The following is a 22,936-nucleotide window of genomic DNA, read 5'->3' on the forward strand; positions in this document are numbered from 1 at the left end:
ATTTGCTGAATTTCAGACACAAAAAAACAGACTCAAAGGTCGGTTTCAGTATCTTCTTCTTTAGAAGAAGATGGTACCAGTGGGCGGACTTGAACCGCCACGCTATCGCTAGCAACGGATTTTGAAAAGATTGTGGCTATTTTGACCCAGTCATGGCGGTGGCTAGCCGTCAGCGCCTCACGCTTTGCAAAAACTTTGCAAAGCATCGCGTTTTTTCTTTATTGATAAAAATAAATTTGGAAGCAGCTCGACACCGGACTGCTTAAGCAAAATCGTCCATGCATAGGACCGAATAATGCGCTTCGCGGGTGTGTGGGACTGCCTACAGTCATTAGCGGTTGGCGCGATGCGAAGTGCGATTAATATACTTCGTCACTTTGTTTGGAGTCAAGTTCATCTGCAAAGCTGAAATTGACCCATTTGGTAAACCAATTTTGTCTCAGATTAATAATCTCGTCTCGAAGCTTCTTTTTAGATATGCCAAAGTGTTTAAGCAGGTCTTGCTTGAATCCATTCTCTAAGTAGGGGCAGCTGATACAATCTATTAAAAGGAAGAATAACTCTGAGTCTTTCTTCAGCGAAGCTTCAGGGGATTTTAGCTTTTCTTTTATAGTTTTCTTGATGGCCTTTCTCGCCCTGCCATAACGTAACTTATCACGCATATAAAAAAGAATTACTGTTATCGAAAAGTAGTTCAAACTGCTATCAAAAGAAACGGTTTTCTTACCTCTATTATATGTTCCTCCGAAGTACTTAACTAAAGATGGCTCAGGCAACCAGTAATCTTTACCTAGTTCTGACAAAACTGTCAGCAAATAAAGCGTCTCAACCTGTGTATAGTTTTTTGTCTCATACTTCTCTATTACAAACGAAATATTGTCTGAGATACACTTGAAGATGTGGTGCATTTCATCGATTTCGATGGGTTTTTTCTTACAGAATTCGATTATTTCTTTTAAGACTCGACTTAGCTTTATAGTTGTATTGGCTCTCGGAGCGACGTTGTAAATAAAGAACGCGAACTCAATACAAGCGTCTATAGAATCCAATAGGTCTCTGTGAGTTTTGTAGTCGTACTGAACTTGCGAATATTTCTTAAAAATAGATTTGAGTTTTGATTCTACTATTGTGAGCGTGTAGTTAATCACGCTTTTGTATTCTGCCCCACTCTCAGAAAGTATTGATTTATATGTTGTGATCAATGTTTTGGCGTGAATAAAAATGTTTCCGTACTTTAATGGTTCTCCTTCTTCATCTACTTTTTCTTCGTCCTCATCAATATCTATTTTTATCTTATCGTTCAGTAGCTCAGATATTTTTCTCTTTGCTATGGTTATTTCAGTGATTATAGGTTTTTTATAAACGATTTCTTTTTCTGTGTTTAAGCCGAGTTTATATTCTGATAAGTGCTCGAGAAGCGTATCAACTATCACTTTGTATATTTTTTCTTCATTAAAGAAGACGAAATAATCATCTACGTATCTAAAAATAGAATAATCTTTATCACGATAAATTGATGATTTAGCAAGCCTCGACTCAAGGTTGAAGTCAACTTTTTGTAGGATTAATTCGGCAAATATTCGAGATAACTCAGGCCCGATCAGAATACCGTTTGTTTCATTGTAGTTTTGCTTTTGCATCAATGAGTCAAAGTCATCTGCGAATGAGCCAGCTAATGTTTTGTTGCCTACATTAGCAAGCTCTGTCTTAACGGGGCCTTTACCTAGTAGTGCCCACGCAATGGAATGAGTGTAAATTGAATCGAAGCACTTTGAGATATCGAGCTGAGCCATTACGTTGTATTTCTTCTCGCATTGATGGTATGCCTTTGACTCAAAGAACTCATGTATATTTCTAATTTTTTGGTATCCAAAAAAGGATTTTAGATGCTTATTGCGGTAGGAAAGATTTTTATCAAACTGGTTGGTAAGTACTACTGAAGCACTTTTTCTTTCATCGTCAAAGAGTCTAGTGTCGGCAATTTTATGCGGGTGGCGAAGGCTGAATTTTGACCTCTTAGAATAATAGAGAATCAATTCTTTGTACTTCTCATAGAAGTTGGCTATCTGAAGTTGATTTCTAGGATGAGGTACGGAGAGCTTTCTATAACTATCCTCTTTGTGGCTAACCCCATATTGAAAAGGCACAGTAATAAAGGTGCCATTTTTAATGACGATGGTTCTCTTGGCACCATTTTTTTCTACTTCATTTTCACTTATGCCAAAAAGCAACCTCATCACAGCATCATTGGCTTCATTTAAGCTGTTCCATATAATCTTGTCACCTTCAACTTCAAGAGAGTTCTCAATAATGAATTCGTAGAAAAACCTATTGGAAAAAGTAATCGGGGTTTCATATGGAAGAGTATCAGACAGGATAGCTCGTTCTTTTTTTAGTTTTATTCTTATGGTTTTTTTCACTTTGACCATGCCCTAGTTATTATTGAGAACTCTTGAGCAGTGAAATTTGCAAATAGTCTTCTATCAAAGCCTTCTTTGAATGAGTATTTTGATATTCGATTTCTTAACCCTGCGTTATTTATCGCGTTAGCTAAACCTTGGAGTTTATGATCAAGATTCTGGAGGCAATCAGAGCTTGTTATCCATCGGTTTGAGTTGTAAATCCCTACGACCGCGTTTCCTTTATTATTGGAAAGTTTTGTGTTGTAGGTCAGAAATTTAAGTCGCAATAAAAGTTCTCGTCTTGCTTTTTGGGGTTGTCGCTTTGAGTGTTTGTTGTAGGCGTTAATAGCGTCACTTATTCGTTTGTGATACTTGGATTTCTTCTTATCTGCCAACTCAAGTTTTACGCTACCACTGGCGCATTTAAATTTATAACCAAGATAATCAAACTGAAAGTTACAATTTGCTGTGCTGAAATCAATAGTTTTTGTTTTGTCGCCGGTAAGGTTTAAGCTTAACTGCTCTTCGCGAAGCCTTGACTCGATAAAATCAAGGTGGTGTTGGGAGTCTTTCCCCGGTGTGTGTGAAAGTACTATGACGATATCGTCAACATAACGTGCGTAATATATAAGACTTGGTAACTTTTCTACTTCCGCATCGAAATCCTTCATATAAAGCTCTGCTAAGTAGGCACTGACACCGACACCTCTGGGAATGCCCAAGCTCGCGCCAGACTGTTCTTCGTATGATTCAAGTAGTCTTGCAATGATTTTTCGAGTGGTGAGGCTGAGGATTGGACTCCTATTTAGCTTCTTCAGTAAAAGTTCTCTATCGATAGTCTCGTAGAAAGACTTTATGTCAGTTTTGATAATAATCTTGGGAAACTTGTTAGCCAAAACGGAGCGAAGTTGTGGAACGATTAGGTCTCTATCAGCTTGTTTCACACCATAGGTATATTTTATATTTTTTTGTATTTGTTTTTCGGCAAAGAAAGAGTCGACCGAACTGCCAGTAATAAAAACATCTTTGTCGTTTACTTTTTCGTCTAGCTTGGTTAGTGAGAATTTAAATTTCCTCTCGGAAATTTTATTTGAGATGATTTTTAGGTGACTTCTGACTACTTCATTTTTTTTGTTTTTTACTTCGCGAAGCAATCTATACAGGAGAAGAACTCGTTTCTCAAATACGGCTGGCGAATAGTAACGACGTCGAGAATAAATCTTACTGATTAACTTTCTTGCACGTTTGACCTTCGTGTACTCTTCGCTTACATCTTCGAAGAAGCGTTCAGCAAGATTATTTCCTTTCTTGTTCTCATGAACGTATATTTTGAATAAGTTTTGATGTGAGAACGACTGGTCAAACATATTAGTCCTTTAAGTTACTTCTCCATTTTTAGAAGCTCATCCAAGATGTATCATTTTGGCTCTTTTTTCAAGACGTAGTGGGGAATGGTTGGCCATTATATGCACCCCCGAAGTTGATAATTAGCTTCCCATTCTTTAGCTCTCTTAGTGTAAGACGCAACGGCTCTTTCAGTGACAGTACGATTCTGTCTTTGTCCTGTTTGATCTCATCCATTTCAATACCTAAAAGCTGATTGCCAAATATCTTTGGGAGCACGTGACTGTAATGCTGTTCAATCATTGATATTGATATACCGCACTGCTTAGCGAGTGGTAAATCTGACAGTCACTTTAGTCTATCTACTTTTGCTGGGATAAAGCTTTATTTTAATCCCTTAACTGAAAACAACATAGTGAGAGTCTGTTCTCCATATGCATTTTTGCGCCTGTAGAGAAAAGGCGTTTATGATCATTTGTCTGTAGTGCTTACTTCTTACAATTTTTCTATCGGCGAACATGCTAAAAGTGTTATTTTTCTTATCAAATAAAATTCTCCCGCGAGGTAGCGCTTGATATTCAGAGTCAAAAAGCGTTGGACATTCAGGAAGGTAAACTTTTTCTGATTCCCAAACATCAATGTGGCTGAAGTTGCTGTCGGCAATTCCTACACTGCTATATGAGGCTTGAGATAATAGTATAGATTTTGATATGAGTTTATGTTGGTAAACCCAAAAGATACCAATACGAGGATAAGATGAGGCCATTTAAATCGTCTTTATACAGTTTTTACCTCACTAACGTTTTTTTCTTTTAGAACCCTTCTACTTACAATTTATTTGCTTAAACCTTTACACATGCCTGTCTAGATTAAGTGCATAGTTTCGAATGTATGGGGTTTTAATCTCAAGTAGAAGAAGGTAAAACAGTAGATGTCTTTCAAAAAAAGGCATATGAGCGCTTCTAAGCTCGGAAATTGAGATTGTTTAAATGTATGAAGTAGTGATGAAATTAACAGTACTAACCTGATTCGCGTTGTGTTTAGGCGCTAATTTCGATGTACTTTGGGGAATTTGTGCAGAAAAGTATTAATGATAAGGCATATTCAGATATGGCTTTTCTTTTTCAGGAGTATCAAGATTACCGGGCGAAACAGAAGCGTAGAGGATTGAATGATTTTAATCTTTTCACGACGCTCTTGAACAAAGGGGATGAAGTCCGCCTTCATTCAAGGTTTATTGCGTCGTTGTTAAATCCCAAAGGCTTGCATTACCAAGACTCCTTATTTTTGGAAATATTTTTATCACTCTACAAGCCAAGTCGTTTTAGTTTTGATTTGGCCTCAGCAAGTGTCCACAGAGAACATGAAAACATTGATATATACCTCACAGATGGGGCGAATCATATCATTGTAGAAAATAAGATTTATGCTGGTGATCAGCCCAATCAGATTGCTCGATACATTAGTTATGTGAATGAGCAAAATAGCGATGTTGAAGAAATAAATATCTGGGTGATTTATTTGACGATAGATCGCCCTGAACCAAGCGAATATAGCTTGGGCAATTATCGTCTAAATGCCGAAAAGACAGAATTGACAAATAGTGCTGACACAGTCTTTTACTCAAATTTGTATTACTCAAGTGTTCAACATCCCTCAATAATACAATGGCTGGAGAAAAGCCTCAATGAGGTTGGGAATCTCCAAAATTTATCCTTTCCAATTAAACAATACATGGAAGTGGTTCATAAGCTAACAGGTACTTATCGGAGTAAAGTGATGACGTTAAAGGAATACTTAGACAGCGTCTCTGTTGAAGAAAAACAACGCTTTTTAACTACGGCATTAAAAGTGTCTAGAGAACTTCCAGATTTAAAAAGTCAACAAATGGAGTCTTTTTTTGATCAGCTTCAAAAAAGAGTTTCAATATTTTTACCTGATGGATGGGAGGTTAGCTACGATTTTGGTAAGTTGAGTAAAAAGTGGGGGTATCCATTCAGAATTTATAATAAGTCAAACGCATTATCTATTGCTCTTGAATTTAATGCCTCAGATTTTAACCCACCAGTAACAATAGGTGTTGTTCGTAGGAATGAAAGCGTAAATCTTGGTCAAGTGGTAGCTGAAGCCCAGATTCAGCAAAAGTTACGGCAACTTGGAGTGTCAGGTGGATACAGCCGTTTTCCACAAAGCAAATGGTGGCTTACCTATGAATATCTAAAGTTCGATTTATGGACAGAGATTGTTAATAGAGGTGAGACAGTTATGCTGGATACTTTTACCAATAAATTCATGAAGTTGGTAAATGATTTTTCTGAGGTATGCGATGCTAGTCACGGCTACTGGAGTTCAGTTGATGAAGGTAGCTGAGTGGCTTTGGTAGCTTGGTAAATCTGACAGTCACTTTAGTCTGTCCTGCTACAACCGTGAAAAATTTGTGATTTAATTATTGAATTAATTCAAGAAACAAAAAAACCGACTTAAAGGTCGGTTTTAGTATCTACTTCAAAAAGAAGAGATGGTACCAGTGGGCGGACTTGAACCGCCACGCTATCGCTAGCAGCGGATTTTGAATCCGCCATGTCTACCAATTCCATCACACTGGCATTGTGTATAGATATCAACGTGGTGTTGATGCTTGGCATTATAGCGATGCGGCGCGCCTATACAACAACTTTTTGTGCTTTTTATGGCTAAGTGCCGAAAGATTGTCCAAAGGCGCGCGCCGCTTTAGTCATTTCTTATTTTTTGTCACTCAGTATAAGCTTACTCTTATCTCTCAATTAATAACTAGGTGTGCCGCTGCTACCATCTCTGCAACGTCCAGTTAATCGCTATAACCGCAATAATTGATGATGCAATTGGCATAATGGCTTTCGAATATAACCTGACGTTTCTAAGTAGGATAAGTATGGGAAGTAGCAGTGCAACTATGGCAAGTTGACCTATTTCTACACCTAAATTAAATGCAAGCACGTTCATCACTAAGCTGCCAGATTGGGCATTCAGGTCGCCAAACACACTCGCGAATCCCATCCCGTGAAGTAGGCCGAATCCAAAAGTAACAAATCCCAAGCGCATGATAACGGGGTACACGTTATTTAGTGCAGTAATGGCCACCGAAATCGCAATGCCTAGTTCAACAATACGACTATTAAGCGTTATTAAATCAAGAGCTGTAAGGGTCAACGTAATTGAGTGCGCTAAAGTAAAAGTGCTTACCAAAATCACAGTGCTTTTTACGATCCGTTTGATACTTTTTTCTTTTACCCAACGTTTACTTTTTCTAAGTAAGTTAACGGTCAGCAATGTGGCGACTAAAAATAGTATGTGATCTAACCCAATAAAAATGTGCCAAATACCCTGATAAACCATTTCGCTAAACTGCGAAATCCAATGACTACTTTTAGGGGATACAGATACGAAAGTTTGCTCACTATCTAGTACATGCACACTTGTTTGTTCATTAAGGGTGATGGAAGTAAGCAGTTTATGTGTAGGAAAATCGCTCACTATACCTGTGTAACGTACAGACACTTCGTTTAAAAAAGCGCAATTCACCGAAAGTGGATATACCAATAATGACTCCGCAGATATGTCACGTACGGAAGGTGATGCAAGACTTACTGTACACCGTGTCTCGCTACCACGAATTATTAGGTGATTTTGAATGTAATCATTCGCTAGATTGTGGTTTCTTTTAACTTCACCCCATGTCAGATTGCCGTCATTATTGGTATCGAGTCCGGCAGCTTGCCCTATGTCTTTGGGTTTTAGCAAAAGCTCGCCTGAAAGTGTCTCGCCAGAATCATTTTTAAGGGTTAAATAACCGTTGCTTAGCTCGTGAGAAAGGGCTGGAAAACTAAAAGTTGCTACTAAAAAAAATACAACAAGTCTCATCATGGTTCGTTCGCTGAAATGGTTGGAAGACCTAAGCATTGGTTGATTCACCATTAGCTTTGCGGGCACGCTCTAAAAGCTTTTTGTCACTTAATGCTTGGGCGTACTGCCAATTGATTTCAGCAAACTTGAGGGCCTGCGGGTAATTTTTCTCTATCTCTAAAAAGTAGGTGGCAACTTGTGCCGCGTGCGAGCTATCCTCTCTCCACACTCTAATTTCCATATTTTTTGACAGTTGAGATTGCACCGTTGAGGACGTGATACCCTGGGCACGTTCTGCGATAGCCCATTTCAAAAGCAAGCCGTCATCTGCTTTTTTGATATCGGGTACATTGCGGGCGAGCGTGGAGGTAACAGCCTCATAATTTCTTAATTGAAAACTAGCGTCTGCCCATACTAACAGGGCACTTATAGGAAGCTTTTCAAACTCTGTTTGTGATAGATACTCAAGCGCTGCTTCAGGGTAACCAAGCTGCAGTGACATATCCGCAAGTACTTCATAAAACCACTGGCGTTCAGAAGGCCGAGCATTACTGGTATAAGTTTCAAAGGCCTTCAGTTTTTGAAGCAGCCTCGCTTGAGCGTTCTGGGAAAACTCTGCGTTTACCATGCAAGTAAATGCAATGAGAAAACTCGTCTTCCCTACCAGTCTTTCACAGTTTTCTTTTGCTTTTTTAACATCACCTTGTTGCGTGGCAATATCAGCCATAAGTAAGTAAGCGGCCGGCGAGCGAAAGTAGGCAATTTGTTTTAAATGTTGCTTGGCTTCTTCGAACCTATGAGTGCCTTGTAACAAGCGAGCCTCTAAGATTACTAGGCGTTCTTGTTGCCCAGCATTTAACGATGTGAAGTTTGCTCGCATAGAGTTGGCGAAGCGAGCCACCCGCTCTCTTTCGTTTCCTTTTGCGGAAATATAACGACTTGATGACAGCACTTTTTCTGCTTCATTCAAGCTTGTTACTGATAACTGTTCAGGCTCCCAGCTTGCTATGACAGCATTGATATCAGGGATTTGTTGTTGAGCGTATATTGAAAAAGTCGAAAGGGTTAGTGATGTACTCGCCAAAATGAACTTCAGAGCAGAGTACTTTATAAACGTCATTGCTACTTCCTTAAAAAAAGCCGTCCTTGGCTTTACGGTTGACACTGGTTATGTGCTAACAAACTCCTGTTATTTGATGCGTGTTATTGGTCTATCAACAAGTCATCAAATGTAGAGTCGTCAGCATCTTGGATGAACTCCCTTCCATTTATTGGTAATGGATCATCCGTTGGCGCTTGATTGAAGGCGTCGCGGGTATAGCTAGAAAGCGATACCTGCTGTGCCTCAATCGTAACGCTAATGGTGGCCGTAACCTCTGGGTTAACACCGTCAGAAACAGTAAATGTAAAGCTATCGCTTCCTGTTACCTGAGCGTTAGGTGTGTAGGTAAAGCTGCCATCAGCATTAACTTCTGCATTACCTAACGTACCGTTTTCACCAAGCCCGAACGTAAGCGCATCACCATCGGCATCGGTAGCTGACAAGGTGCCATCAATCGCAATATCCGCTTGTGTCGTCAACATTTCATCAACGGCTACCGGCGCAGCATTTTCTTCTGGGGCTTGATAGTCGTTATCGTCGTCACTATCGAAACAACCTGAAAGTGCTAATACCAACCCTGAAGCAATCCACATACGGTGTTGTTGACGTTTACCTGACGTTTGCTTTTTAGGCGCAGTTGCACCACTGCGCTCATTAAATAACCTAATCTTCGTAGACATGATGGATCTCCTTATTCAGAGCCAGCAAGTGGTGTTTTTAGGTATGGAAATGACGTATCAATCATACTTGCATCTACAGGCGCGCCATCAGTGAATGGTACATTACCTACACTCGCGTCTTCAGGTGCACAAAGACCAAGGTCTGTGTCTTCGCCTGCAACTGGAATGGGGTAGCATAAACGACCCATTACAACGCGAAGGGCAATATCAACCACATCATCACCTGGGCGGCGGCCGTTCGGGAAGCCTGCTAAGTCATCGCCTGCTACACCGAAGGTAGACTGTGATTCCGCTGGAGTTGCTGGGATCCCTGTATTTAGGCGCAGCATTTCAGACGCTGTAACCGTTGCTTGCTGGTTAACACCTGGGAAGCCAGTAAGGAAGGCTGTCACCAAGTCCATACGCGGGAAGTTAGTAGGTGCAAGGGTCTCAATATCCGTACCCAGTGTAGTATTCACTGCATCTTTAAACAGAATGTTGAGCAACTCTGGCAGCGATGGGTGAGTGACATAATCTGCAAACTGACCATCTGCACTTGGATGAGAGCTAGAAAATTTGTCTTTATCGCCAATACCAATAACAAGCTCGTTGACTAGCGGGCTACCTAAACGAGACACTTGAGTCATCGCACCACCATTAGTTTCAGGTTTAGCAAAGGTGGCATCTGGGTTCAAAATACGCGCTTGCGGCAAACTTGCCGTCGTCCAGCTACCAATTACGCCATTGCCTTCACCCGTAACGCAAGCCTTTGGCACTTCAATAGATAGGGCTGTTACGTTTTTGTCTACTAAGTCATCATTCATCGCGCTTTGCGTAATGCCGCCAGGGAAGCCCTCGCCATCCCCTGCACCCGGTGCACTGTCGCCTTCAACAGGTACATAGTTTACTAGGTCAAATGTTTTGCCTAGGTTAACAACGAAGGGGTCTTTGCGCTGGCCAACAAATACTTTGGCCATGTCGTCACAGCCAGGAATGTTGAATGAGTAGATGAAGCTTTCAGCATAGCGCGCGTATTCTGCTTCGCTGGTAAAGGTTTTATTACCGATGTAATCAAGGGGCTTTTTAAACATATCACCCATGGCTGGTGTTAGCGTTGTGCGCGTACCTGTTTGCATGTCACCGCTTACCATCGTAAGGCTATACATTTCTGAGAAATTCGCTGCGCTTGAATCATCTGCGCTTATCCCACCTACATTTTTAAGCGGCACTTTCACCATCTTTTGATCGCCTTCAGGGCCTATTGGCAGGGCAATACCTTCGTTGTCTGCAGCGAGCATATTGTTAAATTGGAAAACAAAGCTTAAATCTTCGACTGCGTCTCCGTCGCTATCAATATGGATGGCATAGTGCGCGTTCGGATCCATCGCAAAATAATTAGGGCCGCCGTAGGCATCTTGTAGTGGAATATAGTTGGCGATGAAAGTCACATAGTCTTCACGGCCTTGTTCATAGCTGTTGAAGGCGTAAAAATCTGTGCTATCAAGCGCTGGGTGACGGGTAATGTTCGGTGCTTCTCGGTGGCTTGACGCGACTGCGCCCGCTGTTATGGCTGTACACGTTACGGCAACGGCCAAAGACAAGGTTTTGCGTTTAAATTGGATCATGTCGAGTCTCTCTGTTTTTATGAGTTCAAAAGTTAAACGACTGAGCCTTCGCTTTAGATGCAAAATAATTTAAAAAATTGAAAAAAAGTTTTTATAGAAAGTTTAAATGTAAAGAAGGCCACATGAATAGTGGCCTTGAGATGTGTCGTTTTTTGCTAGAAAATTTAAACTGACACTATAGGCGCTATGTAAAGTACTTCGGTTGGTGCACCCGTCACCGAGCCGCCTGGCGCTTCTAAACTAACAGCCAGGGCTGCGATGCTTTGATCTAGCAGTATATCTGGTGTTGCTCTTGTATCTCCATTTGCTTCAGGCATTAGACCAAGGGAAATTGGCGCTTCACCGTTTGCCGGTACCATCCACAGCTCGTAGTCTTTGTCTGCTAGAGCCACGAAAGCATCGGTAACCTTAACATTCATGGTCGTGTCAGATACCTCTATCACCCACAGTGGCGTGTTATCAGCGTTGTTGACTACGGCGATATGGGAAACCTCTGGTGCAGGCACAGGTTTCATAACAAAAAGCAGTACGGCTAACACCATTGCAGCAGCCGTAGATATGAACGATAAATTTTTCCAGCGTTTCTGCTTTTCTTTCTCAAAGTCGATAACCTCGCCAGACTTGCTGGAAGATTGTGTATCGCTAGCCATGTTTGCGTCGTTAGCGGCTTTATGTCCAAGTTTTACTTGGATGTTTTCCCACACGTTGTCTGGCGGCGTCACAGGCGGGAGCGTCTCCGCAAAGCCGGTTAGATATTGTTCCCATTGGGCCGTTGCATCGCTCACCGCTTGATATTGCATCATTAACTTTTGATAGCGTGTGCGCGCTTTACCTCTGAGGGTACCAACAACGTATTCCGCTGCCAGTGCATTAAGTCGTTCTTCTTTCAAATAATTCATAGTGACAGGCACCTCTGCAAGCTCTGCAAGCCTCGTCTTATCCAGCTTTTAATTGTACCAAGGGGCGAGGCCAAGTGACTCACCACTTCCTGGTGAGACATGCCGTTAACGTAAGCTAAGTGAATGGCTTGGCGCTGAGGGCCGTCTAATTCATCCAAGCACGCGGCTAGTCTAGCTTGCTCTGCACCCAATTTAATATTTTGCGAGCTTTCTACTCCCGATGGTGCATCATCGTTTAGCTCAACTTCGTTTCTTACATTGTGATAGCGAATTAAGTCCAGTGCCCGATAGCGCGCAATGCTTACCATCCAAGTCAACACCGTGCCTTTGCCCCGCTGGTAATTGCCTGCGTTATGCCATATTTTAATGTAAGCATCTTGTGTGGCTTCATCGGCAAGTTCTGGCCGCTTTAGTAGCTTTAACGCAACTGCATAAAGCTGTGGGCTGGTTATTTTATAAAGCTCTGCGAAGGCTTTTTTGTCACCGTCTGCTGTTTTACACAGCAAAGGGAACAAAGTTTCATGTTCCATCGTTGCTCCTACCTTTTATTGTTATGGCACCATTTTCACAATGAGACTTACTATTGAAAAATGCTGCTTCTAAGTATTTAAACTAGCACGCTTTTTAAACATTCACATAAAATATTGCGGCGCCAAAAGGGCCAGCGCCGCTATTACCATTAAAAGCTTCTGCGCGGTTAATATTTCAAGGAAACAGTAAGACGAACGTTTCTTGGTTCAACCGGGTGATAGTGCAAATCCTCTATGCCCTCTTCAGGCTCGCCAGGAAGGCTCGACGCATAAAAATAGTCGATATCATGATCATCACTATCAAGTGCGTTCAACACTTCTAAAGTAACGTCCCACATTGGCTGACGATAAGCGACCTGTGCATTCATTAAAAACGTTGATGGCGGAGAAACTTCATCGAAGCTTTCTACCGTGCGAGAACTTAAATAACGACCTCGCAGCGTATAACTAAATCCAAGCTGGTTGCTGTTTTGAAAATACGTCAGTCCCGCGCTCACAATGCCCGGAACTGTACCGTCAATATGGCGGCCTTCGCCTTCTACACTGTCGCTAAATCTTGCTTTTGTCCAAGCAGCTTCAATGTCAGTTGTTACATGATGATTAACCCAGTAGTAGGCGCTTACTTCTATACCGTGTCTTTCTGATGGTCGGCTCGCTTCGGTGAAGCCTGCGTCGCCGACATAAACCAGTTCACTGTCTAGTTCTAGTCGCCATAATGCAGCTGAAACATTATAGGTTCTGTTATCGGTAAAATTAACCCCGGCTTCATAACCAAGAGACTTCACTAAGAGCGGTGAAGTTTCGGTTGTATCCCCACTTACCGGATCTACAGTAATAGTTGCACCCCGTGCGTCGTTTGAGTGATACCCTTGACCGATATTGGCAAATGCGGTGAGCTGTTCAGACAGCAAATATTTAAGGCCTGCTTTTAACGTAAAAATACCATCGTCAGCACTACCGCTGTTGGCGTCTAAATCGCTATCTACGTCAACATCTAAATAATCATAACGACCGCCTAACGACAGGCTTAATCTATCGTTTAGAAAAATATTGGACTGAGCAAAAAGTGCATAGCTGTTACTTTCTATCGCATCTTCTCTAACGGTGCCAAACCGGGTTAAATTTTGAGTGCGATACAAGCCCACATTGTCAATATCGTCAAAGCGCCACTGGCCGCCCAAGGTAACACTGCTCCCTTCTGTAATAGCAAGGGGGAGGGTAGTGAATATTTCACCGCCATAGATTTTTCTATCATCAGCTTGTTCGAACTGATCGCCTCGCTCAGGGTTATCGAGGAAGTAAGTAAAGTTAGAAAATAAACTTAGCTCAGTGTCTATGGCATAAACAGAGGCGTTCCATGTGTCGCTAGCGTAGTTTGCAGATAGGCTATAGCGAGAAGACTCCCCCCCAACTTGAGTATCGATAGAGCCTAGGCGGTCTATTAAGCCGCTTTGAATAGCACGCTCTGGCACCTGATCAGCGCCGTTCCAGCTATTGTCATAAGCCATGCCTGTTATGGTAAGTTGGCCATCTAACATTGGCGTAATATATCGAATATGAGCGTTTTTCTTTTTTACGTCTTCGTCAACATCAGTCCATGGGCCGTCATAGGTTTGGTATTCTAAAGCCGTAACAACGCGGCTTTCTCCGGCTTCAAACTGGTTTAGTGAAACGGCGCGCTTAAAACCATATTCGCCCAAACCTAAGAATACCTGGTTGTTTTCAAGAGAATCTCTCAAATTAAAAATCGCGCCGCCTGCACTAGAAAAATCGCCAATGTTGGCATAGTAGGTACCTTTGAAGTAGCTAAGGTTGTCGATAAATTCAGGAATGATGAAGTTCAGGTCACTGTAGCCTTGACCGTGTCCATGGCTTCGCATATTCACTGGCATACTGTCTACACTCACCGTGAAATCGGTGCCATGGTCGAGGTTAAATCCGCGCAAAAAGTACTGGTTGGCTTTTCCTGAACCGCTATGTTGCGTCACCATCATACCCGGAATAAACTCCAATATTTCACCAGCGCGTAACATGGGGCGGTCAATCATAGTGTCACCCGACACCCAGCCCTGAGAAGCAGAAATAAACTCCCCGTCTTTTACTGATGAGTCACCGCGTACTCGAATATGCTCGATATCGCCTTCGGGGTCGTCGTAAGACCACGCTAGTGGATGTATAAAGCAAAGTGTACTAAGAGTAGAAAACGTTATTAATTTTGTATTGGTCACACTCGATGTCCATTATGTGGTGTTTAACCATATAACGATTCATCGAGTGAATTGGATGCAAAAAAAGTGAAACCAAAGTTTCACTTCAATGAATATTTATTAGAACCCTGTTCAAAATGCAGCAAGAATGACGTAGCTATCCATGCTTGGTGACGTAGGCGCTCTGAGGAGACTTTGGGACGACACTTCTCTTTCGCTGACTTTTTATTCGAAACAGACATGTACTATTCCTCTTAAAGTCGATTTGGTTTTTTGTATGTTCGAACACTTAAATTCGATCACTTTTAACCGCAACTGCAAAACTTTAAAATGGCGTTAAGGATACCTGCGCCTGTTTAAGCAATCACGCACATATGCCAAAATATAGACTGTCTAGAAAATATTGAAGAGAAACGCGTGGCAAAACACGACACAAAAGCGAAACGAAGAGCTGAATCTACTTATCACTCTAAAAATATCGGCAGAGATAGTGCTAAAAAAAACGATGCCGAAAACAACCCAGTGCAAAGAGCAGGCTTCGTTAGACGTTTATTGGCCATGATTTACGATACATTAGTAGCCACTGCTGTAGGTATGTGTGCGGCCATGGTGATGATAGTAACGCTGGTGGTTATGCTGAAAAACGGTGCCCTTGACCTGCAAGGCTATGCTGAACCTGCCGACCTTATCCAGGCATCTTTTGGCTATAAACTGCTTATTCAAACCTGGGTAGGCTTATGGATTGCGGGCTTCTTTTTGTGGTTTTGGCGTAGAGGCGGGCAAACGCTTGGCATGCGTGCTTGGCGGTTACGAATCTACAGCACAGTTGAAGAGCCTATGACATGGCCGCGTTTGTTAATTCGCCTTGTCGCATCATTGGGTGGTTTAGGGACATTACTTGTTTTGTTTGATTTTAAAAATAAACAATCTCTGCAAGACCGACTGGCAAAGACCGAAGTGTTGAAGCTGACCAAAGAAGCGAACGACCACAAAAGTTGGTAGTACACAGCTTGTAGGGCGCTAAAAAAGTATCAAAAAAAGAGGCTGCAACGAGCCTCTTTTTTGTATGCGTTGAGCGTTTAATTTGCCTATCGTTGATAGCTTTATCAACGTTTTAGCATAACACCTGCGATAGCAGCAAACAGTAAACTGGGCAGTAAAGCGCCCAAAAACGGCGGCAGCTGATATACCAAACTGACTGGCCCAAACACTTCATTAAGAATAAAGAAACCGAAGCCTGTTAGTACGCCCATAATCACTCTTGCGCCCATAGTCACGCTACGTAACGGACCGAAGATGAACGACAGTGCCATCAATAGCATCACACCTACCGATATAGGCTGAAAGATTTTCCGCCATAGCGCTAACTCATAGCGTGATGGATCTTGATCGTTATTATCTAGATAGTTCACGTAATCAAGCAGACCAGTAATAGACAATGCTTCGGGCTTAACCGCCACAATCCCCAATTTATCGGGAGTAAGGGTCGAGTTCCAGCGCACGCGATCGCTTTCATCTAACGTGACATTGGTTTCTGTAAACTGGGTTACTTCAACATCGCTTAACCACCAGCCGTCGCCATCGAAAGCGCTATTTTTCGCGTAGGTAATACTTTCAAGAGACAAGTCAGGATTAAAGCTAAAAATGCTTACGTCTTTGAGTGAGTCTTGGCTAAGTACTTGGCCAATACTCACAAATCGGTCGCCATCTTTTGCCCACACCAGCTTATCGGAAGAAAATAGACTACCGCCTGAAATGGCTTCGGTTCTTATCTGTTTTGCCTTGGTTTCGCTGTATGGAGTAACCCATTCACCAACGGCCATCACCAGTAAAATCATAACAAGGGTAGATTTCATGGCCGAGTTTATGATGTTCCAGCGGCTCATACCCGCGGCCTGCATTACTACCAGTTCGCTGTTGCTGGCCAACACGCCCATACCGATAAGACCGCCAAGTAACGTGGCCATAGGGAAGAATTGCTCTAGGTCGCGAGGTAAGCTCAGTAAAACGTAGATAAAAGCGACCAGCATGTCATAGTCGCCTTCGCCAATTTTACGTAGTTGTTCTACAAATTTAATGAGCGCGCTTAAGCCGATAAGTACGCTAAGCGTAACGGTGATAGTACCTAACAGCGTACGGGCAATATATAAATCGAGGATCTTAAACATCTACTTTTTCCCCAATATCCAAGCGCGAAGCTCTGTGCCAGTTTTTCTGTCCCGCACGATTAACATGACACCAATGATCAACATGATGGTATGTACCCACCATAAGCCAAGCTGTGGCGGCATTTTTCCATCTTCTAGTACGCGTCTACTTGCAAGCAGCAGCAAGAAGTAGCCTAGGTAAAGCAAAATGGCCGGGAACATTTTACCGAAGCGGCCCTGACGCGGGTCTACAGCGCTCAGCGGTACAGCAATCAACACTAAAAATGGAATAGAAAGCGGTATGGCAATACGCCACTGAAGCTCGGCTCTGGCCTCGATACTGTCGTCTTCCCAAAGCTCGCTGGTGGGCAATACGCTCACCTTACGACGGGTTTCGTCGGCGGGTTTATCGGCAATCTGAATTTGGTATTCGTCAAATTCTACTTTGCGGTAAGCCTTTTCAGATTGTTTGCCTTCGTACTGCACACCTTCTTTTAATACGAGGTTTCGTGTACCGTCGGGGTTGTTTGCGACTTCACCGGTTTGCGCATATACAACGCGTACATCACCTTCGCTATCATCTGTTTGATTTTGCGATAAAAACACGCGTTGTAGCTTGTCATTTTTATCCACGTCGTGCACAAAAATAACCGCTTTTTCGTTACCCGTTTGCTGGAATCTACCTGGCATTAGTGCCGAGATACCGGCCTCGTTTCTGGCTTTTTCCCGCAGTTGATATTCGTTTTCAGCTGCTAATGGCGCGAAATAAAGGGTAATTGCGCCTGTGACTATCATGATAAGTACTGATAAAAATAGCATTACCCTAGTGACATACCATTCACTGATACCACAAGCCCGCATAACGGTCATTTCACTGTCTACATACAGCCTGCCGTGGGCTAGCATAATACCCAGATAAGCACTGATGGGCAGCACCAATGAAGAGAGGATAGGGGCATATAAACCTAAGAAGCCAAGCACAAGCCCAGCAGGGATATCACCGTCTGATGCGTCGCCCAATACGCGCACAAATCTTAGGGTGACAAAAATTGCCATTAGGATAAAGAAAATCGCTAACTGAGATTTCAGCGTTTCCTTAAGTAAATAGCGGAATATCAGCATCTCAGCCCTTCCGGAAAATTAGGAATTTTAGTGAAAGAAAGCACAATTTTGTTTAAACTTACCGTTTTTACAAGTTTTGCCTGCAATCATAAACCGTTTGCATGGTGTTTTGACGCAAATTTAACCTATATTCAATAGGTCTGTAAGCGTGAATTGCAGCGAACTAAAAAGTTATGCTGCGTATTAAAACATAAAGCAGCGCGAAACGTTACGTGATTTTAGTCATCGTGCAAACCATAAACGACGAAAAGCGAGGTGATATCGTGGAGTTTAGTGTAAAAAGTGGCAGTCCTGAAAAACAACGCAGCGCATGTATTGTTGTGGGTGTCTTCGAGCCGCGCCGCCTAACGGCAGTGGCTGAACAACTAGACGAAATCAGTGAAGGTTATATCAGCAACTTGTTACGCCGTGGCGACCTTGAAGGTAAAGCGGGGCAAATGTTGTTGCTACACAACGTGCCAAACGTACTAAGTGAGCGCGTGCTTCTTGTCGGTTGTGGTAAAGAGCGCGAATTAGACGAGCGCCAGTACAAAAACATAATCGCCAAAACCATTCAAACATTGAATGAAACAGGCTCAATGGAAGCGGTATGTTTCCTTACAGAACTTCACGTTAAAGGTCGCGATACTTACTGGAAAGTGCGCCAAGCGGTAGAAGCAACTGAAGATACGCTTTACACCTTTATGCAGCTTAAAACCAAAAAAGGCGAGCCACGTCGTCCGCTGCGTAAAATTGTATTCAACGTACCTACACGCCGTGAATTAACGGTTGGCGAACGTGCAGTTGAGCACGGTTTAGCCGTAGCTCGTGGTTCAAAAGTAACCAAAGACGTAGCTAACATGCCGCCAAACATCTGTAACCCAGCGTATCTTTGGCAGCAGGCGCAAGAATTGGCGAGTCAGTACGACAGCGTTACCGCAGAAGTGGTAGATGAAACACAAATGGCAGAGCTGGGTATGCAGTCTTACCTTGCCGTTGGTCGTGGTTCTGCAAATGAAAGCATGATGAGTATTATGCATCACCGCGGTGGCCCAGCTGATCAAGCGCCAATTGTGCTTGTAGGTAAAGGCCTTACTTTCGATTCAGGCGGTATTTCAATTAAGCCAGGCGAAGCCATGGATGAAATGAAGTACGACATGGGTGGTGCTGCAGGCGTACTGGGTACAATGCACACTATCGCGGCGCTAAATCTTCCGATTAACGTAATCGGCATACTAGCTGGCTGTGAAAATATGCCAGATGGCAAAGCGTACCGTCCAGGTGACATTCTAACGACTATGTCGGGTCAAACTGTTGAAGTACTAAATACTGATGCGGAAGGCCGTTTGGTATTGTGCGACGCGCTAACCTACGTTGAGCGTTACGAGCCAGAACTCGTTATCGACGTTGCTACGCTGACAGGTGCCGCTATTATCGCGCTAGGCCATCACGCAACAGCAGTAATGAGCACGCACAACCCGCTTGCTCACGAACTACTTAATGCGTCAGAGCAAAGTTCAGATCGCGCATGGCGCTTACCGCTATGGGACGATTACCAAGAGCAGCTTGAAAGCCCGTTTGCAGATATGACGAACCTTGGTGGTCGCCCAGCAGGGTCAATTACGGCGGGTTGTTTCTTGTCGCGCTTCACTAAGAAGTACAACTGGGCTCACCTTGATATCGCCGGTACGGCATGGCGCAGTGGTAAGAACAAAGGCGCAACAGGCCGTCCAGTGCCTATGCTGTCTCAGTTCTTAATGAACCGCGCTGATATCAAGTTAGAGGACTAATCATTTATGCCACAAGTGATTTTTTATCAACTTACCAGCGGTGACAATGGTGTGGCAGGCCGCGCCAGTGAAGTCATTGCCTCAGCGTTTGCTAATAAGCAAAAAATTAGCGTGCTGTGTGATACACAGGCGCAAGCTGAAGAAGTTGATGAATTGTTATGGCAACTGCCGGCAGACCGCTTTGTGCCCCATAACCTTTTTGGTGAAGGGCCGCAGTCGGGAACGCCGGTGGAAATTTGTTGGCGGCCAGAGCAGGTAGCCAGACGACAAATGGTGGTGAACGTGGGTTCCGGTATGGTGCCTTCACCCAACCAGCATCGTCAAATCATCGATTTTGTACCCGTGGACGAGAATGCCAAACAGGCCGCGCGGGTAAGATACAAAAACTATCAGCAAGCTGGATGCAACATGCAGTTCAAATCTGCATAAGTCATTCGCGTTTAGCTTCAATTTGAGAGTGTGTAATGGATAAAACCTTCGAACCGCAGTCCATCGAGCAGCAATGCTACAAGTCATGGGAAGAGGCGGGTTTATTTAAAGCTTCAGGTAGCGGCGACCCTTATTGTATTTTGCTTCCGCCACCAAACGTTACCGGTAGCCTTCACATGGGCCATGGTTTCCAGCAGACCATCATGGACGCCTTAACCCGTTATCACCGCATGAAGGGCGACAATACGCTATGGCAAGTGGGTACTGACCACGCAGGTATTGCTACCCAAATGGTGGTAGAGCGCCAACTTAACGCTGAAGGTAAGACGCGCCACGATTTAGGTCGCGAAGACTTCATTAAAAAAGTGTGGGAATGGAAAGAGCACAGCGGCGGTACTATTACTGGCCAAATGCGCCGTCTAGGTACGTCACCTGACTGGTCTCGTGAAGTATTCACCATGGACGAAGACCTGTCTAAAGCCGTAACTGAAGTATTCGTGAAACTACACGAAGAAGGTCTTATCTACCGTGGTAAGCGTTTGGTTAACTGGGATCCAGTGCTTCACACGGCAGTGTCGGACCTAGAAGTACTGAACGAAGAAGAAGACGGCCACATGTGGCACATGCTCTATCCGCTAGCGGATGGCAGCGGTGAGCTAGTGGTTGCAACAACGCGCCCTGAAACCATGCTCGGTGACACAGCGGTTGCAGTACACCCAGATGACGAGCGTTATCAAGATTTTATCGGCAAAGAAATTAAGCTGCCTATTACGGGTCGTTTAATTCCAGTTATTGCCGATGACTATGTAGATCAAGAATTCGGTACAGGCTGCGTTAAAATTACGCCTGCTCACGATTTTAACGACTACGACATGGGTAAGCGTCACAATCTACCTATGATCAACATTCTTACCGACGATGCGAAAATTAACGACGATGCGCCAGAAGCGTACCGCGGTTTAGATCGCTTCGATGCGCGTAAGCAAATTGTTGCTGACCTAGAAGCCCAAGGCTCTTTGGTTAAGATTGAGCCGCACAAGCTTAAAGTGCCACGTGGCGACAGAACGGGCGCAGTTATCGAACCATACCTAACTGACCAGTGGTATGTAGCGGTTGAGTCTCTTGCTAAGCCAGCTATTGAAGCAGTGGAAAGCGGTGAAATTCGTTTTGTGCCAGAGAACTGGAACAAAACTTATTACCAGTGGATGCACAACATTCAAGACTGGTGTATTTCACGTCAGCTGTGGTGGGGACACCGCATTCCGGCGTGGTACGACGAAAACGGCAACGTTTTTGTTGGCCGCACCGAAGAAGAAGTGCGTGAGAAACATGGCCTTGGCAGTGACGTAACCCTTTCACAAGATGACGATGTTCTTGATACCTGGTTCTCAAGTGCGCTATGGCCGTTCGCGACCATGGGCTGGCCAGAAGAAACGCCAGATCTAGAAACCTTTGTACCGTCTTCAGTGCTAGTCACCGGCTTTGATATCATCTTCTTCTGGGTTGCCAGAATGATCATGATGACCAAGAAGTTCACTGGCAAGATTCCGTTTAAAGATATTTATATTACCGGCCTTATCCGCGATGAGAACGGCGATAAAATGTCAAAGTCGAAGGGCAACGTGCTTGACCCTATTGATTTGATTGACGGTATTGATATTGAGTCGCTAGTCACTAAACGTACCGCGGGCATGATGCAACCTCAGCTGGCTGAGAAGATTGCTAAGCGTACCCGCAAGCAATTCCCTGATGGTATTCAGGCCTATGGTACAGATGCACTACGCTTTACGTTTGCAGCTATGGCGTCAACCAGCCGCGATATCAACTTTGATATGGCCCGTGTTGAAGGCTACCGCAACTTCTGTAATAAAATTTGGAATGCATCGCGTTTCGTATTGATGAACACAGAAGAGCACGATACAGGTCGTGACGGTGGCGAAATGGTGCTTAGTATGGCCGATCGCTGGATTTGGGCTAAGTTCCAACAAACGCTAGTTGAGTTTGAAAAAGCGCTTGAAGACTACCGTTTCGACATTGCAGCGCAAACCGTTTACGAGTTTACCTGGAACCAGTTCTGTGACTGGTATCTAGAGCTTACTAAGCCAGTGCTTAACAATGACGCCAGCACCGAAGCTGAAAAGCGCGGTACGCGTCACACGCTTATCAATGTACTTGAAAGCCTGCTGCGCTTATTGCACCCGCTAATGCCATTTATCACCGACACTATTTGGCAGCGTGTGGTGCCACTAAGTGCGCTTAAGGTGGAAGAGGGCGCTAGCATTATGGTTCAGGCATTCCCTGAAGTTGATGCGGCGAAACAAGACGACAAAGTACTTGCTGATATCGAGTGGGTGAAGAAGTTTATCGTGGGTATTCGTAATATCCGTGGTGAAATGGATATCTCGCCAAACAAACCGCTTAATGCGCTACTTAAAAACGTAAGCGATGAAGACGCGCGTCGTCTTGATGCGGCTAAGGCATTCCTAGATAAGCTTTCTAAGCTTGAAACCGTAACTATATTAAAAGACGGTGAAGAAGCACCAGCCAGCGCCACAGCGCTTGTGGGCGAGATGGAAATTCTTATCCCAATGGCAGGGCTTATCGACAAAGATGCAGAGCTTGCGCGTATTACTAAAGCCATGGAGAAAATCGAGAAAGATGTATCTCGTACACGTGGCAAGTTGGGTAATGAGAAGTTCGTAAGCAATGCGCCAGAAGCGGTAATTGAAAAAGAACGTGCTAAGTTGGAAGAGGGTGAAAAAGCCCTAGCCAAACTTAAAGAGCAGTTCGAGACTATCAAAGCACTATAGCTAGATAGG

At 43.6% G+C, this 22,936-nt stretch carries 18 protein-coding genes and 1 tRNA gene; 5 read left to right on the forward strand and 14 right to left on the reverse strand.

What is annotated here, in order from left to right; genetic code table 11:
• Window positions 1-32: 32 nt before the first annotated feature.
• From ACXAER_RS14000 to ACXAER_RS14015, 4 genes are all read right to left on the reverse strand, one after another.
• A complete protein-coding gene (locus ACXAER_RS14000; protein ID WP_474830159.1) occupies window positions 33-206 on the reverse strand; it encodes a hypothetical protein in 174 nt (57 codons plus the stop codon).
• A gap of 153 nt (window positions 207-359) precedes the next feature.
• Entirely contained in the window at window positions 360-2,420 is a 2,061-nt protein-coding gene (gene drt3b, locus ACXAER_RS14005) for an antiviral reverse transcriptase Drt3b (protein ID WP_474830161.1), read from the reverse strand.
• Window positions 2,417-3,769, reverse strand: a complete 1,353-nt coding sequence (gene drt3a, locus ACXAER_RS14010; RefSeq protein ID WP_474830163.1) for an antiviral reverse transcriptase Drt3a — start codon at window positions 3,767-3,769, stop codon at window positions 2,417-2,419. The genes drt3b and drt3a overlap by 4 nt, the downstream gene beginning before the upstream one ends.
• Before the next feature lie 374 nt (window positions 3,770-4,143).
• On the reverse strand, window positions 4,144-4,512 hold the full coding sequence (locus tag ACXAER_RS14015) for a hypothetical protein (protein WP_156078784.1): 369 nt from the start codon (window positions 4,510-4,512) through the stop codon (window positions 4,144-4,146).
• A gap of 308 nt (window positions 4,513-4,820) precedes the next feature.
• Here ACXAER_RS14015 and ACXAER_RS14020 point away from each other — a divergent pair, with 308 nt between their 5' ends.
• A complete protein-coding gene (locus tag ACXAER_RS14020; protein WP_197040348.1) occupies window positions 4,821-6,116 on the forward strand; it encodes a PDDEXK-like family protein in 1,296 nt (431 codons plus the stop codon).
• Between the two features lie 149 nt (window positions 6,117-6,265).
• Here ACXAER_RS14020 and ACXAER_RS14025 read toward each other — a convergent pair.
• The 8 genes from ACXAER_RS14025 to ACXAER_RS14060 form a co-directional block, all read right to left on the reverse strand.
• A tRNA-Leu gene (locus ACXAER_RS14025) sits at window positions 6,266-6,352 on the reverse strand.
• Between the two features lie 199 nt (window positions 6,353-6,551).
• Complete coding sequence (locus ACXAER_RS14030; protein WP_474830166.1) at window positions 6,552-7,649, reverse strand: HupE/UreJ family protein; 1,098 nt, start codon at window positions 7,647-7,649, stop codon at window positions 6,552-6,554.
• 28 nt (window positions 7,650-7,677) lie between these two features.
• The gene (locus ACXAER_RS14035; RefSeq protein ID WP_474830168.1) at window positions 7,678-8,748 is read right to left on the reverse strand and encodes a tetratricopeptide repeat protein; all 1,071 of its coding nucleotides are present in this window, start codon (window positions 8,746-8,748) and stop codon (window positions 7,678-7,680) included.
• Between the two features lie 83 nt (window positions 8,749-8,831).
• Entirely contained in the window at window positions 8,832-9,410 is a 579-nt protein-coding gene (locus ACXAER_RS14040; RefSeq protein ID WP_474830170.1) for an Ig-like domain-containing protein, read from the reverse strand.
• A gap of 11 nt (window positions 9,411-9,421) precedes the next feature.
• Entirely contained in the window at window positions 9,422-11,014 is a 1,593-nt protein-coding gene (locus ACXAER_RS14045; protein ID WP_474830172.1) for a DUF4331 domain-containing protein, read from the reverse strand.
• A gap of 164 nt (window positions 11,015-11,178) precedes the next feature.
• On the reverse strand, window positions 11,179-11,913 hold the full coding sequence (locus ACXAER_RS14050) for an anti-sigma factor (protein ID WP_474830174.1): 735 nt from the start codon (window positions 11,911-11,913) through the stop codon (window positions 11,179-11,181).
• On the reverse strand, window positions 11,910-12,443 hold the full coding sequence (locus ACXAER_RS14055) for a sigma-70 family RNA polymerase sigma factor (RefSeq protein WP_014980195.1): 534 nt from the start codon (window positions 12,441-12,443) through the stop codon (window positions 11,910-11,912). Before ACXAER_RS14055 ends, ACXAER_RS14050 begins: the two co-directional genes overlap by 4 nt.
• Before the next feature lie 167 nt (window positions 12,444-12,610).
• Window positions 12,611-14,653, reverse strand: coding sequence for a TonB-dependent receptor (locus ACXAER_RS14060; protein ID WP_474830585.1), 2,043 nt, complete (start codon window positions 14,651-14,653; stop codon window positions 12,611-12,613).
• A gap of 555 nt (window positions 14,654-15,208) precedes the next feature.
• Between ACXAER_RS14060 and ACXAER_RS14065 the strand changes: the two genes are divergently transcribed.
• Complete coding sequence (locus tag ACXAER_RS14065) at window positions 15,209-15,652, forward strand: RDD family protein (RefSeq protein ID WP_474830587.1); 444 nt, start codon at window positions 15,209-15,211, stop codon at window positions 15,650-15,652.
• A gap of 104 nt (window positions 15,653-15,756) precedes the next feature.
• Here the strand turns inward: ACXAER_RS14065 and lptG are convergent, their stop codons facing one another.
• A complete protein-coding gene (lptG, locus tag ACXAER_RS14070; RefSeq protein WP_474830177.1) occupies window positions 15,757-16,818 on the reverse strand; it encodes an LPS export ABC transporter permease LptG in 1,062 nt (353 codons plus the stop codon).
• Window positions 16,819-17,919, reverse strand: a complete 1,101-nt coding sequence (gene lptF / locus ACXAER_RS14075; protein WP_474830179.1) for an LPS export ABC transporter permease LptF — start codon at window positions 17,917-17,919, stop codon at window positions 16,819-16,821.
• A gap of 263 nt (window positions 17,920-18,182) precedes the next feature.
• Between lptF and pepA the strand changes: the two genes are divergently transcribed.
• From pepA to ACXAER_RS14090, 3 genes are read left to right on the forward strand one after another with little or no spacing between them, the layout of a single operon-like run.
• Window positions 18,183-19,688: a leucyl aminopeptidase gene (gene pepA / locus ACXAER_RS14080; RefSeq protein WP_474830181.1), complete on the forward strand. Its 1,506-nt coding sequence runs from the start codon at window positions 18,183-18,185 to the stop codon at window positions 19,686-19,688.
• Between the two features lie 6 nt (window positions 19,689-19,694).
• A complete protein-coding gene (locus tag ACXAER_RS14085; protein WP_474830183.1) occupies window positions 19,695-20,117 on the forward strand; it encodes a DNA polymerase III subunit chi in 423 nt (140 codons plus the stop codon).
• Window positions 20,118-20,152: 35 nt separating this feature from the next.
• Window positions 20,153-22,927 (forward strand): valine--tRNA ligase, encoded by a 2,775-nt coding sequence (locus ACXAER_RS14090; protein ID WP_474830185.1) that lies wholly within the window; start codon window positions 20,153-20,155, stop codon window positions 22,925-22,927.
• The last annotated feature ends 9 nt before the right edge of the window (window positions 22,928-22,936 follow it).

The organism is Alteromonas sp. AWJ4_199, from assembly GCF_056159165.1.